Genomic DNA, 17162 nt, shown 5'->3' on the forward strand with positions numbered 1-17162 from the left:
ACACCACCCTCGTACTTAAATAGCCTGCTTTTATGTTACAGAACATTCTTCTTTGTCGTCAATGTAAAACATCTACCATTTCATAAAAATTCATTTTTTAGACATGTTTATATATGATGCGTATAATGTAAGAGCAACTGTACATAGAAAGGAGATAACAACATGATTAAAATGTTTGTAAGTGATATCGACGGTACAATGATGCAACACGGAGGTTTAATTGACGAACAAGATATTGTAGCACTTCGTAGTCTTGCTGAACAAAATGTGATTCTTTGTTTCGCTTCTGGCCGACTTGATAATGAAATTGCAGACTTAATGAAAGCTGTAAATACAAATTTCCACCGCATTAGTGTGAATGGTGTTTTTGTATATACAAATGAAAATAAGCAGCTATTATCTGCAACTTTTGATTCCAGCATTCTTCCTGAATTGTTACACATGACGAATGAAGATCCTTATTTCCGTTATGTTAGTGATGAACATAATTACTACATTGAAGAAAAAACACCGTTTATTCACGAACTTGAGCAACAAGTAACGATGACTTCTGTCGAAGAACCAAATTTATTACAGAAAATAGATGATACAATTTTCCCGAATAAAATTTCTGTCGGTGGAACAAAGGAGAGCTTGCAACTCCTTCAGAAAAAAATTGATGAAAAATTTCATGGAAAAGTTAGTACGTTCATTTCAGCAGAACAATGCTTAGATGTAATGCCACCTAATATTAGTAAAGGTTCTGCTATTTCTGTTTTATTAAAAGAGTTTCAATTACAACCAGAGGAAGTTGCTTGCATAGGGGATTCTTATAATGATATTCCAATGTTTGCTTTAACTCCTCACAGTTTTGCTATGGCTCAAGCAGATGACGCAGTAAAAGAACACGCTCACTATGTGGTAAATACAGTTAAAGATGCTGTTAACCACGTAATTGCTCATAATAAAAATACGACTCACTCCTTGTAAGGATGAGTCGTATTTTTTCTTTACATGTTAAACAATTTGACATTTACTGTACTTCACAAACTGAAATATATTATTTGTTACGTGCGATGTTTGTAATAAACTTATAACGATCTCCACGATAAATACATTTCACATACTCTAACGGTACTTCACCTTCTGAATATGACCATTGACGCATTACAAGCACTGGCGCCTTTTTAGGAATATGCAGATGTTCCGCTTCATTATCCGTTGCAATTGAAGCTTCGATTGATTGAGTAGCGCTAACAAGTTTGAAGCCCAGTTTTTTCTCTAAATGTTCATATAAAGATTGTTGCAATATTTCTTCGTTAATATCTTTTACAAGAGCTGGCGACAAATATGTCGTCTCAAAAGCAATCGGTTCATCGTCAGCTAAGCGAATACGCCTCACTTCATAAACCGACTCTCCCTCCTGTATTCTCAGCCGGTCTGCTATTTTCGCAGTAGCTGGAACTAGGCGGAAACTTAATAATTGACTACTTGGGTTCATCCCACGAGAAATCATATCTTCCGTGAATCCTGTCATTCCTTGCAATTTTTGTTCCACTTTCGGAAGTTGGACAAACGTACCGATTCCACGTTTCCGATATAAATAACCTTGTTCCACTAAATTATTAATCGCCTGTCTGATTGTCATACGACTCACTTCGAACTTATCGCAAAGTTCATTCTCAGATGGGATTTTATCTCCCGGCTTCCATTCGCCGTCCTCAATTAGCTGTTTCACCCACTCTTGAATCTGATAATAGATCGGAAATGGTGAATACTTGTCGATGTTCATCAGCAATCGCCTCACTGCATAAAGATAGAGCTTCTTGATCAGCGATTACGGTTACATTCGGATGACGTTGTAAAACTGTAGCAGGACACGCTTCACTATATGCACCTTGCAATAATTCTTTAACAGCTTCTGCCTTTTTAGAACCCATAGCAACAAGTAGAATTTGTTTCGCTTTCATAATGCTTCCAATTCCCATTGTAATTGCATGAGTTGGCACATCTTCTTCTTTTTCGAAGAAGCGAAGGTTTGCTTGGCGTGTAGATTCTGTTAATTCAACAATGTTTGTTGGAGAATTAAACGGTGTTCCTGGTTCGTTAAATCCGATGTGACCGTTTTCACCGATTCCAAGAATCTGTAGGTCAACTGGGTTAGCAGCTAGAATGCCCTCGTAACGTTTGCACTCTTCCTCTAAATCACTTGCCATCCCGTTTGGTACATAAGTTTGTTTAAATGGAAGATGATCAAACAACTGTTCTTGCATGAAATAGTGATAGCTGTTTTTATCTTCATGTGGTAAATTTACGTACTCATCTAAGTTTACAGTGGTTACACGGCTTGTATCAAGTTTATTTTTTCGCATTTCTGCATAAATACCTAATGGAGAGCTTCCTGTAGCCATTCCTAATGTTGGATTTTCTTTTGTTTTTACAACTTCTTCAATTAATTTATAACCTGCTTCTGCTAGTTCTTCTGGAGTTTTTACAACAAGAATATTCATTTCATTACTTCCCTTCCTTCATATGAATTCCTAAACGAACCGTATCATATACATGTAAATCTTCATTCATCACAACAAAGTCTGCATCTTTTCCTACCGCTAATGCACCTTTATTATTTAATCCAAACTCTTCTGCTTGGTTCACTGATGTCATTAGTACTGCATCTTCGATTGAACAACCTGTAAATTCAATTACATTTCGGAAAGCTTGATCCATTTTTAGAATACTACCAGCTAACGTTCCATCTTCTAATCGAGCACTACCATCTTTTACATGTACTGGCTGTCCGCCAAGCTCATATAATCCATCTTCAAGACCTTTTGCACGCATTGCATCAGTAATAACACTTACTTTTTTCGGCCCTTTTAATTTATATGCTAATTTCACCATATCCGGGTGAATGTGAATACCATCTGTAATTACTTCAACCATTACATCTGGATTTAATAACACATGACCAACAACTCCTGGTTCACGGTGATGTAATCCACGCATTTGATTGTATAAATGCGTTGCATGTGTAATGTTTCTATTTTTTAGTTGCGCATCAATTGCATCGGTATGTCCCATTGTGCCAACAACACCAGTTTCAGCAAGATATTGCTCAAACTGTAACGCACCTTCTTCTTCAGGTGCATATGTTACTAATTTAATTAAATTTCCGCTTGCTTCCTGCCATTGTTTAAATTGTTCAATATTCGCAGGAACAATATGTTCAAGTGGTTGTGCACCTGCACGTTTCTTTGAAACATACGGTCCTTCTAAGTGAATATATTCGAAATGTGCTCCTTTTTCTTTCGCTTCCTTCGCAGCATGTAGTGCTGCTTCGATTGCTTCTGGAGCTTGTGTCATTGTTGTTGGGAAGTAAGTTGTAACTCCTTCTTTTAACATTTCTTTACCTAGAGTTACTAACCCATCGCTATTTGCATCCATCGCATCAATATCGTATCCACCATGAATATGAACATCAATCATACCTGGAATCACAATTTTCCCTGCCGCATCTAAAACCGCTTCATTTTCTTGTGATACATATTGAGCCATCAAACCAATTTCTTTAATTGTTTCTGTGTAACGAATAAATCCGTTTTCCACTACTTCTTGACCTGTATAAATTTTGGCATTGATGACAACTTGCGTTTTCATTTTCATCGATCCTTTCCCATGAAATACCTACTTGTTATTATTACCTTATTCGCCTAATTCCATCTTAATATATGCACGAGTAGTTGTCTATACATTCTAATGAAATTTCCTCTTTGTTTAACAAAAAGGAAACTTAGTACGTCTCTCGCAATTATAATATATGTTATTCATTTTTTCCAAAAAGGAACAATATCATCTATTGTATGAATCACTTAAGTAATGGCATTAATCCGCTAGACCCAATTGTAATATGTTCGCCGTCTGTTTCCATTTCTACTGTACGCTTATTTGTTCCATACATCATTATACCATGCTGTTTTAATCGTCTCACTACACTTTGATGCGGATGTCCATACGGATTTCTGCTACCATAAGAAAGAATCGCGAACTGTGGTTCTACCTTCTTTATAAACCTTTCACTTGTTGAAGTGTACGAGCCATGATGTCCCACCTTTAACACATCTGCATGTACATCAAATTGCTTTAATATTTCAGTTTCCGTTCGCACATCAGCATCACCCATTAGTAAAAAATCTGCCTTACCATACCGAATCTTTAATACAATTGAAGATTCATTATTTTCATCTTTGGACTTCCCATTGTTTAATACTTGTATGGAAACATGCGGATCTAGCGGTATGTATTGTCCCTCTTTTACTGAAATGAAAGGGATTCCCCTTTTCTTTATATGATTTCGATACGTATGATAAGTAAGAGAACTATATGTTTTTCCACTATCTAATATAAGTGATACCGGCATCTGCTCTACAATCGGAATGAGTCCTCCAATGTGATCCATATCCGGATGAGTACTGACGATAGCATCTAAATGGTTAATTCCTTTTTCAATTAGTTTTTGGATAACAACCTCACCAGCTTCATAAGGCCCTCCATCAATTAACATCGTTTGTCCATTTGGCAATATAATAAGTGTTGCATCACCTTGTCCAACTTTTAAGAAACTCACTTTCATTTTACCAAAATGTTGCCGCTGCATATGTAAAGGAGACGCGGTATGAATAGACATCATATACCTTTTGGCAGATGCACTATTTAAAGAAAAGCATAACAAAACAGAAACTAATAATAAAACACTTCGTATACCTCTCATAACTCGTCTCCTTTTTTCAATTAGTATGGCACGGTATATAATTGATATACAAAAAAGCTTAGCAAAATGCTAAGCTTTTATTTCGATATCTCTTGTAAAGAACCGAAGAATAAATCCGCTTCATTCATTTGTTCGTTTTCTTCAGAAAGCGGAGGTAAATCATCTAATGTTTTTAATCCAAATGTGTCTAAAAATTCTTTTGTCGTTCCATATAAAATCGGACGCCCAGGTCCTTCTGCTCTTCCCATTTCTTTTATAAGTAAGTGTGATACTAACGTTTGTAACGCCTTATCGGTTTTTACCCCTCTAATCTCTTCCATTTCTGTTCTTGTAATGGGTTGACGATATGCAACAATTGCTAACGTTTCTAGCGCAGCCTGAGAGAGTGAAGCAGCTGTTGGGATATCTATTAGTTTTTGATAGTACGACGCATGTTCTTTCTTTGTAGCAAAACGATATACTTTTGCATACTGTACAATTTGCAAACCTCGGTGTGCACCTTCACATTCTTTTTGCATTTCTTCTAAAATATCGATTACTTCGTTTCCTTCAATTTCAAGGACTTTTGCTATTTGTTCAGGAGAAATCCCTTCATCACCAGAAACAAATAAAAGCCCTTCAATGATTGATTTCTGTTCTGTTCTATCCATCTTACGAGCTCCTTCCTCCTATTTTCTCCATAAAAATACACATCAAAAAACCGAATCACAATCAATGCGTTCGGTTCAATATTTTTTCTCTTGTTCCAAACGATACATTCAAACCTAGCATGAGATATACTATTTCTATCCCATTTTCCATACTAACTCTATGCAGATTTAGTATAGCTTGATACGAAAATTTCATCAAAATTATGTTCTTGTTCAATTACGATTTGTTGATTTTTCATAAGCTCAAGAACCGCTAAAAATGTTACAACCATGATTTCCCGTTCATCATCAACAAACAAATCATAAAAACTTTGACGACCACCTTGTAGTTCTAACAGCTTTAAAATATCCGTCATACGCTGTTCAATTGGTATTTCTTGACGAGTAATACGTGTTGTCACAGGTTTCTTTGCTTTTTTACGGCGCATTAATTTTTGAAATGCCGCTAGCATATCATATAACGTAACATCAAGAGGCAAGCTTGTCTCCTCTTCTTGTTGCAACGATGTAAAATCAATTGGCGGACGTGTATATAGCTGTGCTCTTTCTTGTTCTCTTTCTTTTAGTTCAGTAGCAACTTGCTTATATTTCTTATATTCAATTAACCTCTCCATCAATTCTTGACGAGGATCATCTATAAAGTCATCACCGTTATCAAGTACATCTTCTTCATGTTTCGGCAACAACATTTTACTTTTAATTTGTAATAACGTTGCAGCCATTACTAAATACTCACTTGCAACATCTAATTGTAGTTCTTTCATCGTATGAACATAAGATAAATATTGCTCTGTAATTTCCGCTACAGGAATATTATATATATCAATTTCATAACGATGTATTAAATGTAACAATAAATCTAAAGGCCCTTCAAAAGCCTCTACTTTAAAATTATACTGCACAAAGCATCCCACCACATTTTTTCTATAACAACATAAGTATAGAGCATACTCATGTTCTATCCAACCTTTTTAAGAAATTTAATTAAAAATAGACCTATGCCTATGGCATCATGCCCACCACTTCATATGATAACAGTGTAGTAAGAACAATGTAGGAGGTCAAAAAACTATGGGTCACGTTGATTGTGGTTTTAGCGGTGGGTTCGCATTACTTGTTGTATTGTTTATTTTACTCATTATTGTAGGGGCAGCTTGCTTCTGCTAATATGAACAATAACGACTAGGGAGAAATTCCCTAGTCGTTTATTGTTCATATTTCTATGATAAACTTATACTTATAACCGTTAGATAGGGGCGAAGAAAATGTATCCTACGGAATACATACAGTTTTTAATTCATTTTCACGGAGATTATGATTATTTTGAATGCCACGAAATACTGGAAGAATATTGGAAAATAAAACCGAGAGGAAATCGGGATCATTATTTAGTCGGCCTCATTCAAATTGCAGTTTCTTTATACCATCACAGACGCTCTAACTGGAATGGCGCAGAGAAGATGATGAAAAGCGCCATAATGATTTTAGAAAAAAACAGTGCACATTTACTTCGTTTAGGAATAAATGAGGCACAACTTCTGTTCTTACTCAAAGATAAATTGCAATCTATCCAGAAAAAAGAAAGTTTTACACCGTTATTTTTACCATTGTCGGATACAACATTAGAAAAGTACTGCATAGAATTATGTCAGAAACAAAACCTTCCTTGGAAAGACGTGAATGCTACTTCTAATGAATTTATAATACATAAGCACACATTACGTGATCGAACAGAAGTCATCGCTGAACGAAACGAACAATTACAAAAAAGAAAGCAGAGATAATAAACTACTTATCTCTGCTTTCACGAATGTATATTTTGTTCAAGCTCTTTACACTTTTTGCAAAAACTTGCTGTTTGCTCATTTCCGCAAATTGTAAATTCAAGAAATTTACTCTTTAACTCTTGAACCATCTTCGTCCCAATACCCATATGACGGTGAGATGGATTCACACTCAAATGCTGAATTTCCAAAACTTGATTCTCTTTTTTTACAATCCCCATTATCCCAACAAAATCTTCGTTTTGTTTCCACAAATACAATTGCCAATCATCCTTTGCTTCATAATCTTTCATAGTCAATTGTAATGTTTTCACATCTTTTTCAGTTGGCATAAATGAAAGAAGCCCCATTGCAATCTTTTCATAACTTTTTTTAAAACGAATTAACATAACCCTTATCCCTTCTTACAAAAGTTACAAACTATTAAATCCCCTCAATCACTCTTTTCATATCACATTCATTTTACAATATTTTCAACAGAGTGAGAAGAGCTTAAAACAACTTGATAATCATACAAAGCGAAAAGAAGAAAGTCAAATATACGTTTCATTACTATTTTTGTTAAGTAGATAAAAGAAGAAACACTGTTATATGAAAGTGAAAAGAAACATCCACCGCTCATTATCACTTCACTATTCATCACCTTAGAGCAGATGAATTCTAGCAAAATGAATGTAATAAACAACTTTTATTGAAATGTGTAATCTAATGTATTCTATGTAATTTGTTAATATTTTGTTCTCATAAGCGACTTATTTTCACTACAATCACATTACTACTTGTATCATGTACCGTAAACGAAATACCCATTCCTATTAAAAAAAGAGAGCAATAGCTCTCTTTTCTCATTCACTTATTCTTCCCAAACTTTAACTTCTTTCATTACATCACCTTGACGCATGTTTAATACTGTTTCAATACCGCTTGTTACTTTACCGAATACAGTATGTACACCATCTAAGTGTGGCTGTGGCTCATGAACGATAAAGAATTGGCTACCGCCTGTGTTACGGCCAGCATGAGCCATAGAAAGTGATCCTACAAGGTGTCTATGAGGATTTCCATCAGTTTCACATGGGATAGAGTAACCTGGGCCACCCGCACCTGTTCCTGTTGGGTCTCCACCTTGGCTTACGAAGCCAGGAATAACGCGGTGGAATGTCACACCATCATAAAATCCTTGCTCTGCTAGTTTTTTAAAGTTTTCTACTGTTTTTGGTGCCTCTTCTGGGAAAAATTCCAAATCGATTTTTTCACCATTTTCCATTACTATGTATCCTAAAGTTTTCATACGTATATGTCTCCTTTCAACTATCTCAGCACTATATTACCACATTCATGACTAGAAACAAAAAGAATCCGACAATCTACATACTTCTTTTTTGAAATGTGGAAAAAGCTAGGTGACAAATAAGAAATATATACTATAATAACTGTGTTGCCCGAAAATTTTAGAAAGAGAAAGGGAGCGATTTTTCGTGAAAACGAAATTACTAGCTCTGCTATTAGCTGTAGCAGTATTTATTATGCCAACAGCTTCGTTTGCAGACATCATCGAAGGAGAATCAATTGTTACACTAGGAGAAAACTTGTCTGAACAACAAAAACAAGATCTGTTAAAAGAAATGAAAGCACCAAAAGATGCTACAATTATTACTGTGTCTAATGCGGAAGAACATAAATTTCTAGAAGGGATTGTTCCAAAAGCGCAAATTGGTACGAGAGCAATTTCCTCTTCTATGATCACATACACAAAGCCAGGTTCTGGTCTCATTGTACGTTCAAAAAACATTAATTCAATAACAGATGCAATGTACACAAACGCACTTATTACAGCAGGTGTGAAAGATGCAGAAATTCAAATTACTGCACCATTTAAAGTTTCTGGAACTGCTGCTTTAACTGGTTTAATGAAAGCCTATGAAACAACATCAAACAAAGCAATTCCTGAGGAAGTAAAAAAAGTAGCCAATGAAGAAATGGTGCAAACATCCCAGCTCGGCGATAAAATTGGTGAAGAAAAAGCAGTTCAACTTGTTGCGAAAATTAAAGAAGAAATTGCCAAAGAGCAGCCAAAAACGACTGAAGATTTACGTTCATTAATTAAAAAAATTGCGGATCAACTTGGTATTACATTAACGGATGAACAGTTAGATAACTTAGTTGCTCTATTTGATAAAATGAAAAATCTTAACATTGATTGGAATCAAGTTGGCAGTCAGTTAAATAAAGCAAAAGAACACGTTTCTGCCTTTTTAGGATCTGAAGAAGGGCAAAGTTTCCTAGATAAAGTGAAAGATTTCTTCTCAAGTATCATTGATTTTGTTAAATCGTTATTCAAGTAAAAAGAAGCTCGCTAGTAGCGAGCTTCTTTTTTATACAAGTAACGGCAATTTCATAATAGCTTCTTCAACCGAACGAACAATATGATTCGCTTTCTCCTTCACATATGGATGAGCATGGTGCAGAGTAAATGAATGCGGGGTTACTTCAAACATAGAAATATCATTGAAAGAATCTCCAATGCATGCAACTTCATTTGCTTCAATTTGCAAATGTTCCATTAGTCGTCTTAAAGCACTCCCTTTACTTACTCCCCTTGGCATAATGTCAACATAGCGTTTACCAGACATAAAAACTTCCGCTTCGTTCTGAAATGTATCTCGTAATTCTTGATCTAATGCTTCAATTGTCTCTTCTTCCCCAAAAACAAACAATTTCGCAGGATGTACAGTTTTACCAAATTCCTCTTCTAACGCTTCAATTTCAGCGATATGCACGCCCATATACACTTCAAAATTATGGTGATGTTCATTCTTCCTTTTTGTATATCGCTGCTCATTTGCACAAACAATATCCGCTAGTCCTTTTTTATGTATATATCGATATATTTCCTGGGCAACCGTATTTTCAAAACTCGATTCATAAAATAAATTCCCATCCGGAAGTAACATTGTCGCTCCATTTAAGCCAGTTGTGTAATATGGGAATGCAAACCTATTTACGACTTCATCAATTCGATGAGTAAAGCGGCCTGAGGCAAAACAAATATTTGTCCCTTTTTCAGCTAACCAACAAATTGCACGTTCATCTTCTTTTTGCATATGATTTACATTGTAAACGAGCGTGTCGTCTAAATCACTTACAAATAATTTAATCATGTCCTCTTCCCCTTCCATACACAATATCTACTCTAAGTGTACACAAAAAATGTTTGATTTTTGTTAAAAAACAATAAATTTTTGCTAAAAAAATAAACGGGTGTATAATCCCGTTTATTTTTGTCTTTTTACATTTTGAGGTCTTACAATACTTGGTCGTACTTTTAAACTAGACATCGTCGGACGGAGTAGAATTTTTGTTAATGCGCCCCAATCAAATGGTAAAAACGGCCATAAATAAGGGGTTTGCAAACTTTTTATAGACGTTAAAAATAAAATCAATATCGTCATACCAATTACAAATCCCATCTCATGAAAGAGACCTGTCAAAATAATAACAAACAATTTTCCAACCTTATTTCCAAGTCCTAATTCATAACTCGGTGTTGCATATGCCCCGATCATAGAAACTGCTACATACAAAATAACTTCTGGTACAAACAAACCTACATCAATTGCTATTTGACCAATTAATATGGCAGAAATTAATCCTGCTGCAGACGATAACGGCGTTGGAGTATGAATGGCTGCCATCCTTAAAAATTCAAGCCCTACTTCTGCCATTATCACCTGTAATAAAATTGGTAAATGTGTCATCTTAGTCGGTCCAATAAAAGCAAGATTTTCTGGTAAAAGAGTTGGATCAAATACAAACACTAACCAAAACGGTAGTAAAAACAAGGAGAATAAGACACCTAAAAAGCGTACCCAACGTAAAAATGTTCCGACAGCTGGATTTTGTCTAAACTCTTCTGCATGCTGTAAATGATGAAAATATGTTGTTGGCGTAATCATAGCACTCGGTGATGTATCAACTAGTACTAGAACATGTCCTTCTAATAAATGATTTGCTGCTACATCCGGTCTTTCTGTATATCGAATAAGCGGGAATGGGTTATAGCTTTGCTTTACAACAAATTCTTCCACTGTTTTATCCGCCATCGTAATGCCATCGACATCGATGTTATTTAATTCTTGTTTTATAATCTTTACTAAATCTGGATTTGCCACATCTTGTACATATGTAATACAAATATCCGTTTGCGATCGATCCCCTACTCGAATAATTTCATTTCGAAGACGTGGATCTCGAATTCTTCTACGAATTAACGCTGTATTTACAACGATATTTTCAACAAATCCATCTCTCGCACCGCGTACTACTTTTTCAGTATCTGGCTCTGTCGGTGTTCGTCCTGGGTAGCTACGAACATCTATCGCAAACGCTTCTGTTTCGCCTTCCACAAATATAATAATAAGCCCTGATAACGCTTGAACCATTACTTCATCCATCGTTTTCACTTTACTTACTTGCTGATGAATTAAACGATTCTCTAAAAGCTTTACTGTATCTTCTTCAACATCCCTTATTTCATTCGTATCCACAGCTTCTTCTAAAATAGGAATAATATAATTCGTATCACAAAGTCCATTTACGAATAACACAGCAATTTCTTTATTCAAAATTTGAAATTTACGAATACCAACATCAAATGTAACGCCTAATCCAACCGTTTGTTTTAAATAATTTTCATTGTCACTTATGAAAGTTGAAATAGGGATATCTATTTTTTTAGGCTTCGTCATAAAACCCACTCCTTTCCAAAATTAACTGAATTGCTTTTTTCGTAATTGGTGAGCCTCTCTCCCATTCATCATTTCCACACATCTTACCAATATCACCAATTCCAACAATGACAGGAACATTCAAATCATCTAAACAATAAATTGTATCTCCACTAATTCTGCCAATTTCACCATCTGGGAGTCCAAACTTATCAACGCCATATTCCGTTAAATTCCCGTTTCGATCCACGCTTACATCTACACGTGCCCATTCCCAATGATGTGTATTAGACGCTACCGCTAAAATCCCAAGTACATCAATTTGTTTATGCGTGGCTACATATTTTAAAGCTTTTTCACCAGATCCTTCTCCAATAAATCCACTGTCATCAAACATGACAAATACAGGGTCATATGGCGTTTGCATAATAAGCTCAACAACTTTCTTCCCTGTCAATTTGGTTGGATTGCTTTGTGATGCTGAAATACACCTTCCCCCAAATTCCTTCGTTAAAAGCTCAATTGTTCGCTTTGCATATTCATCTCCATCTGTGACCAAAACAACCCTTCGTCTCATTTGATTTATCCTTTCGGTTTACATATAAGTGCTATAAAAAATGAAAATAATATTGCTGCAGAAATACCTGCAGATGTTAAACTAAACATACCCATACCAATCCCTATATATCCATGTTTTTCTGCCGCATGCATTGCCCCGTGTAATAGGGAATGTCCAAAACTTGTAATAGGAACTGTCGCCCCAGCACCAGCAAACTTTATAAGCTTATCGTACAATCCAAATCCATCTAAAACTGCTCCTATCACCACAAAGGTAGCCATTAAATGAGCTGGTGTTAACTTTGCAAAATCTAACAATACTTGTCCAACTAGACAAATAGCGCCTCCTACAAGAAATGCATATATAAAATCCACAATTCACTCTCCCTTCACTCTCTCAAATACGACACCATGTGCAATTGTTGGAATTGTTTCTTTCTGCTGCATCATCATCGGGCTTAATAACGCGCCAGTAGCAACGACAAAAATTCGTTGTAAATTCCCTTTTTGCATCTCGCTTAATAAATGACCATATGTGACAACAGCTGAACAAGCACAACCACTACCACCTGCAAATACTTCTTCTTGACCCGAATCATAAATCATTAATCCGCAATCATTATATATATGCCCAATATCATAACCTTCTTCCAGTAACAGTTGTTTCGCGATCGGTGTCCCAATAGCAGATAAATCACCGGTAACAATCACATCATAATCATTGGCACTTCTCTTCAAATCTTCAAAATGCTGCTGAATTGTATGAGCTGCAGCCGGCGCCATCGCCGATCCCATATCTAAAGGGTTCGCAATTCCTAAATCTTGTACTTTTCCAATCGTAGCCGACGTAATTTTAATGGCACTTTTTTCTTTACTAATTAATATGGATCCCGCACCTGTAACAGTGGAATTTGCTGTTCCTGGTTTTTGTCCCCCATACTCTGTTGGATAACGAAACTGTCTTTCAGCTGTTGCATTATGACTACTTACCGTCGCTAAAACACGATTTGCGAATCCACCATCTATAAAGGCTGATCCGACCGCTAAAGTCTCCATCGAGGTCGCACAAGCACTAAACATGCCTAAAAAGGGAATTCCCCACTTACGCGCAACGTAATTTGCTGTTACTGTTTGATTTAATAAGTCACCCGCTAAAAAGAAATCAATTTGTGATGTTTCTACATTTGCTTTTTGCATGACTTGTTGAATAGAATCTGACATTAATCTTCGTTCCGCAAGCTCCCAGTTTTCCTCTCCGCAATGTAAATCATCATATGAAATATCAAATTCCTTTCCAAGAGGGCCTTCAGCTTCTTTTGGACCGACGGCAGTACCGGTTGCATTCACATAAATATCATTTTGAAATACCCACGTTTGTTTTCCTGTCAACCTCATACTAGCCCCTCCTTTAAGACATAAAAATTTTAAAAGTATATCTTATTAACCCAATAATGTACGCCCCGACAACACCAAAAACGATTACACTTCCCGCTAGCTTAAACATGTTTGTAGCAACCCCAAGTACAATTCCTTCACTCTTATGCTCTAGCGCAGCACTTGCCATAGAATTCGCAAATCCCGTAACAGGTACGGCCGAACCTGCTCCAGCAAATTGACCGATTTTATCATATACACCACAACCTGTTAAAATCGCCGATAATAGTACAAGAGTTGCGACTGTTGGATTTCCTGCCTCTTGTTCACTAAAATGAAAATAATGTATATAAAATTTCATCAATACTTCTCCGATTGTACAAATGAATCCACCTACAAAAAATGCCTTAACACAATTTATAAAATAATTTGGCTTCGGATGGTACTCCTTCACTTTATTTACGTAATCGTCCTTTAGTTTTCGCCCTGTCATTTATATATTGCCTCCTACTTTACGAAATAAATCCAGTGAAACAACGAGCCTATTACTTTTCCAAGTACAAGAGCAACGAGTAAAACAACAATCTTCCCCTCTACCCCTACTCGTTTCGCTAAAATAGGTAGAACATTTAACACTTCCGTTAATGCGGCAGCGAGCATTCCAATGAATGTGCCACAAAATATTCCTAATATAACAAGCCAATATTGCGATGTTTGAAATGTAATATTTTTCAAACTACACCAAGCTCCTGTTAATGTACCTGCAATAACTGCCCACTCAAAATATTGAATGTGCTTTCCACTTCTCGTTAATTGAGCTAGACGAGGGATTATACCAAGTACAGCTAAAAACGCAACATATCCGCTACCTACAGCAATTCCTCCTGCTAAAGCAATTAAAATAACGAATCCAGACTCAATCATCGGTAAGTTGTTTCATATTATCCTTGTTTTCATGAACAATTACATATTGGTCAAGTGATTGCTGGTATTGGAACATCTCCACTTCTAACGGACTCGGCTCTTCATTAATACGCTTTTGAAATACATGATTAAAAAATAAAACCATGCCTAGCCCAAGACCTAATGAATAAGGAATTTGAAATAAAAGTGGTTGCGCCTTAAATTCTCCCGTAATCATGTAATATAACCGTTGGTGCACTTGTTGCATGCTTACATCTTCATGAAAATATATAATGGCAAGGGCTGCTCCAATGAAAAGTAACAACCATACAAGTCCGAAAAAAATCGGATGTACTTTCTTTTTTTCATATATAATTTCAACAAGAGTTTGTCCAGAACCGAGTAAATTAATTTGTATATGAGCGGTTTTTCGCCTAATAATCTCAATTATTTTCATAACATCAATTACAACATGCGTTTTATCACGCGCTGTAATTTTATAAATTACCTCATCCTGTAACGACTGAACTACTGCAGCATCTCCGGCAAGTTGAGCAACATCTCCCAGCTTTACTTCATACGTAGGAGAAACTTTTAATCGATTACGCATTTTAATATAAATTGTTTGTTCCAATTTCCATTCACCTCTTCACTCTTCCTCGTAGTTGTAGTATGGTTATTCAATTTTTTTCTAATACAATTTTTTCATAAAAAAACATCTGTACCATTTCGGTACAGATGTTTTTTAGTTTATGCTTTTTTCTTAAATAAATTTGCAATGCTTAATGCGAGCCCTCCCCAAATGACTACTATTCCAATAACCATCATCATAATCGCTGATCCACTCATTATGAAACACCTCGATCTTTCCATTCTTTTTCAAGCTTAGCAGAATCTGAATGTATTTGTGCATTCCATTTCTTTAAACTAATGATTAGCGCAATGATAAGGAACGCTGCTGCAATTGACCAACCATATGTTACGACAAACTCCGTTGAGTAACCTCCATAGTTCTTTTTAATATTTTGGATTGTACCATCAATTAACATGTACCCTAACATAAGCGGAGTAATAACGAGTAAACTCACCCTCCAAAACGTCCCTAACTTAATATCAGATACGAAGTTTGCGTGATTTTGATAAACTGGTAAACGACGTAAAATGAGTCCTATCGTAACTACTTCCGCTAGAGCAATCGTAATTAATCCGAAGTTATTAGCGAAGTAATCCACAACATCTAGGAACATAAGCCCGCCACGTGTCGCAAAAACGAGAGAAACGAGTACGAGAAGCGTCCCCATAATTCCAATTGTTTTCTGGCGACTTAAGCTGAACTTTTCAGATACAGCAGCAAAACATACTTCCGCAAGCGAGATGAGGGATGTAATTCCGGCAACCGTTAATGATAAGAAAAATAATACGCCAAATAAAGGTGACATCGGTAATTCATTAATAATTTGCGGGAATACTACGAACGCAAGCCCTACACCAGCACTTGCCACTTTATCAACTGGTACTCCCATATTATTTGCCATAAATCCAAGAGCCGCAAAGACCCCAATCCCTGCTAATAATTCAAATCCTGAGTTTGCAAATCCAGTAATAAAAGCGTTATTTGTTGTATCTGAGTTTTTCGGTAAATAACTAGAATACGTAATCATAATTCCAAATGCTAAAGATAAGCTAAAGAAGATTTGACCGTAAGCAGCAAGCCATACTTTTCCGTCAAAAATACGACTCCAATCTGGTTTAAAGAATGCATCTAATCCTTGCATCGCACCTTCCATCGTCACTGCACGAACTACGATAATAAGGAACATAACAACTAGTAAAGGGATGAAAATACGGTTCACAACTTCGATTCCTTTTTTAACTCCTTTAAAAGCAACACCAAGCACAATAATCCAAACGAGAGCTAGTGGAATTAATACTTCCGGTACGAGCCCTCCAAACTGTCCCGGTTTATCTGCAACATGTAAATACTCTTTAAATAAAAATGATTCCGTGTCTTTCCCCCATGCGCCAGTAATTGCAAAATACGTATAAGAAATAGACCAAGCAATAATTACTGCATAATATGTTGAAACGATAAACGTTACACACATTTGCCACCATCCGATGAATTCAGCACGCGGATGAATACGAAAGAACGTAAGTGGCGCTGAACCACGGTGACGATGCCCAAGAGCAAATTCAAACGCCAATAATGAAATACCAGTCGTTAATAATGCGAATAAGTACGGTAAAAAGAATGCGCCTCCTCCATTTTCATACGCCGTATAAGGAAAACGCCATATGTTTCCTAATCCAACGGCAGAGCCGACCGCTGCAAAAATGAATCCAGCCCTCGTTCCCCATTGTTGCCTCGTTTCCATATTTCCTTCCCCCTTTGTGACAAGTTCATAATTGGATTATATTT

At 36.2% G+C, this 17162-nt stretch carries 23 protein-coding genes; 4 read left to right on the forward strand and 19 right to left on the reverse strand.

What is annotated here, in order from left to right:
- The first annotated feature begins 162 nt into the window (after window positions 1–162).
- Window positions 163–969, forward strand: a complete 807-nt coding sequence (locus tag ACTFSI_RS02620) for a Cof-type HAD-IIB family hydrolase (protein WP_000594235.1) — start codon at window positions 163–165, stop codon at window positions 967–969.
- A gap of 70 nt (window positions 970–1039) precedes the next feature.
- Here ACTFSI_RS02620 and phnF read toward each other — a convergent pair whose 3' ends face one another.
- The 6 genes from phnF to scpA all read right to left on the reverse strand — a co-directional run bounded on the left by phnF (window position 1040) and on the right by scpA (window position 6299).
- On the reverse strand, window positions 1040–1771 hold the full coding sequence (gene phnF, locus ACTFSI_RS02625; protein WP_002194085.1) for a phosphonate metabolism transcriptional regulator PhnF: 732 nt from the start codon (window positions 1769–1771) through the stop codon (window positions 1040–1042).
- Complete coding sequence (nagB, locus tag ACTFSI_RS02630) at window positions 1701–2489, reverse strand: glucosamine-6-phosphate deaminase (protein WP_001024206.1); 789 nt, start codon at window positions 2487–2489, stop codon at window positions 1701–1703. The genes phnF and nagB overlap by 71 nt, the downstream gene beginning before the upstream one ends.
- A 4-nt stretch (window positions 2490–2493) precedes the next feature.
- Window positions 2494–3636 (reverse strand): N-acetylglucosamine-6-phosphate deacetylase, encoded by a 1143-nt coding sequence (gene nagA / locus ACTFSI_RS02635; protein WP_041184248.1) that lies wholly within the window; start codon window positions 3634–3636, stop codon window positions 2494–2496.
- A 208-nt stretch (window positions 3637–3844) separates the two neighbouring features.
- The gene (locus ACTFSI_RS02640; protein WP_001214100.1) at window positions 3845–4747 is read right to left on the reverse strand and encodes a ComEC/Rec2 family competence protein; all 903 of its coding nucleotides are present in this window, start codon (window positions 4745–4747) and stop codon (window positions 3845–3847) included.
- Between the two features lie 77 nt (window positions 4748–4824).
- Window positions 4825–5397 carry a segregation/condensation protein ScpB gene (scpB, locus tag ACTFSI_RS02645; protein ID WP_000376222.1) on the reverse strand — a complete coding sequence of 191 codons (573 nt, stop codon included), beginning with the start codon at window positions 5395–5397 and terminating at the stop codon, window positions 4825–4827.
- Window positions 5398–5555: 158 nt separating this feature from the next.
- Window positions 5556–6299, reverse strand: coding sequence for a segregation/condensation protein A (gene scpA, locus ACTFSI_RS02650; RefSeq protein WP_001199761.1), 744 nt, complete (start codon window positions 6297–6299; stop codon window positions 5556–5558).
- A gap of 169 nt (window positions 6300–6468) precedes the next feature.
- On the opposite strand from scpA, the gene ACTFSI_RS02655 reads away from it, so the two are divergent.
- Window positions 6469–6564 (forward strand): YjcZ family sporulation protein, encoded by a 96-nt coding sequence (locus ACTFSI_RS02655; protein WP_000510194.1) that lies wholly within the window; start codon window positions 6469–6471, stop codon window positions 6562–6564.
- Between the two features lie 98 nt (window positions 6565–6662).
- Entirely contained in the window at window positions 6663–7181 is a 519-nt protein-coding gene (locus ACTFSI_RS02660) for a DUF309 domain-containing protein (RefSeq protein ID WP_000283575.1), read from the forward strand.
- Between the two features lie 20 nt (window positions 7182–7201).
- Here the strand turns inward: ACTFSI_RS02660 and ribT are convergent, their stop codons facing one another.
- From ribT to ACTFSI_RS02675, 3 genes are all read right to left on the reverse strand, one after another.
- The gene (gene ribT / locus ACTFSI_RS02665) at window positions 7202–7570 is read right to left on the reverse strand and encodes a GNAT family N-acetyltransferase RibT (protein WP_000908396.1); all 369 of its coding nucleotides are present in this window, start codon (window positions 7568–7570) and stop codon (window positions 7202–7204) included.
- Between the two features lie 68 nt (window positions 7571–7638).
- Window positions 7639–7821 carry a hypothetical protein gene (locus tag ACTFSI_RS02670; RefSeq protein ID WP_041184137.1) on the reverse strand — a complete coding sequence of 61 codons (183 nt, stop codon included), beginning with the start codon at window positions 7819–7821 and terminating at the stop codon, window positions 7639–7641.
- A gap of 213 nt (window positions 7822–8034) precedes the next feature.
- A complete protein-coding gene (locus tag ACTFSI_RS02675) occupies window positions 8035–8472 on the reverse strand; it encodes a peptidylprolyl isomerase (protein ID WP_000853792.1) in 438 nt (145 codons plus the stop codon).
- 187 nt (window positions 8473–8659) lie between these two features.
- Here ACTFSI_RS02675 and ACTFSI_RS02680 point away from each other — a divergent pair, with 187 nt between their 5' ends.
- Window positions 8660–9526 (forward strand): DUF1002 domain-containing protein, encoded by an 867-nt coding sequence (locus ACTFSI_RS02680; protein ID WP_000850502.1) that lies wholly within the window; start codon window positions 8660–8662, stop codon window positions 9524–9526.
- A 30-nt stretch (window positions 9527–9556) separates the two neighbouring features.
- On the opposite strand, the gene ACTFSI_RS02685 is transcribed toward ACTFSI_RS02680, so the two are convergent.
- The 10 genes from ACTFSI_RS02685 to ACTFSI_RS02730 form a co-directional block, all read right to left on the reverse strand.
- The gene (locus ACTFSI_RS02685) at window positions 9557–10360 is read right to left on the reverse strand and encodes a Cof-type HAD-IIB family hydrolase (RefSeq protein WP_014481751.1); all 804 of its coding nucleotides are present in this window, start codon (window positions 10358–10360) and stop codon (window positions 9557–9559) included.
- A gap of 96 nt (window positions 10361–10456) precedes the next feature.
- Window positions 10457–11929, reverse strand: coding sequence for a spore germination protein SpoVAF (gene spoVAF, locus ACTFSI_RS02690; protein WP_000165587.1), 1473 nt, complete (start codon window positions 11927–11929; stop codon window positions 10457–10459).
- The gene (locus ACTFSI_RS02695) at window positions 11916–12485 is read right to left on the reverse strand and encodes a stage V sporulation protein AE (RefSeq protein ID WP_001254414.1); all 570 of its coding nucleotides are present in this window, start codon (window positions 12483–12485) and stop codon (window positions 11916–11918) included. The genes spoVAF and ACTFSI_RS02695 overlap by 14 nt, the downstream gene beginning before the upstream one ends.
- A 5-nt stretch (window positions 12486–12490) precedes the next feature.
- Window positions 12491–12841 carry a stage V sporulation protein AE gene (spoVAE, locus tag ACTFSI_RS02700; protein ID WP_000345905.1) on the reverse strand — a complete coding sequence of 117 codons (351 nt, stop codon included), beginning with the start codon at window positions 12839–12841 and terminating at the stop codon, window positions 12491–12493.
- A gap of 3 nt (window positions 12842–12844) precedes the next feature.
- Window positions 12845–13861 carry a stage V sporulation protein AD gene (spoVAD, locus tag ACTFSI_RS02705; RefSeq protein WP_001241152.1) on the reverse strand — a complete coding sequence of 339 codons (1017 nt, stop codon included), beginning with the start codon at window positions 13859–13861 and terminating at the stop codon, window positions 12845–12847.
- A gap of 13 nt (window positions 13862–13874) precedes the next feature.
- Window positions 13875–14333 carry a stage V sporulation protein AC gene (gene spoVAC, locus ACTFSI_RS02710; RefSeq protein ID WP_000147735.1) on the reverse strand — a complete coding sequence of 153 codons (459 nt, stop codon included), beginning with the start codon at window positions 14331–14333 and terminating at the stop codon, window positions 13875–13877.
- A gap of 14 nt (window positions 14334–14347) precedes the next feature.
- Window positions 14348–14764 carry a stage V sporulation protein SpoVAB gene (spoVAB, locus tag ACTFSI_RS02715; protein ID WP_000572932.1) on the reverse strand — a complete coding sequence of 139 codons (417 nt, stop codon included), beginning with the start codon at window positions 14762–14764 and terminating at the stop codon, window positions 14348–14350.
- Window positions 14757–15377, reverse strand: a complete 621-nt coding sequence (spoVAA, locus tag ACTFSI_RS02720; RefSeq protein ID WP_000438355.1) for a stage V sporulation protein SpoVAA — start codon at window positions 15375–15377, stop codon at window positions 14757–14759. Before spoVAA ends, spoVAB begins: the two co-directional genes overlap by 8 nt.
- A gap of 116 nt (window positions 15378–15493) precedes the next feature.
- Window positions 15494–15592: a methionine/alanine import family NSS transporter small subunit gene (locus tag ACTFSI_RS02725; protein WP_000016826.1), complete on the reverse strand. Its 99-nt coding sequence runs from the start codon at window positions 15590–15592 to the stop codon at window positions 15494–15496.
- The gene (locus ACTFSI_RS02730; protein WP_000450065.1) at window positions 15592–17118 is read right to left on the reverse strand and encodes a sodium-dependent transporter; all 1527 of its coding nucleotides are present in this window, start codon (window positions 17116–17118) and stop codon (window positions 15592–15594) included. The genes ACTFSI_RS02725 and ACTFSI_RS02730 overlap by 1 nt, the downstream gene beginning before the upstream one ends.
- Window positions 17119–17162: the final 44 nt, after the last annotated feature.

This window comes from Bacillus cereus group sp. MYBK101-2, from assembly GCF_051918845.1.
GTDB lineage: Bacteria > Bacillota > Bacilli > Bacillales > Bacillaceae_G > Bacillus_A > Bacillus_A paranthracis.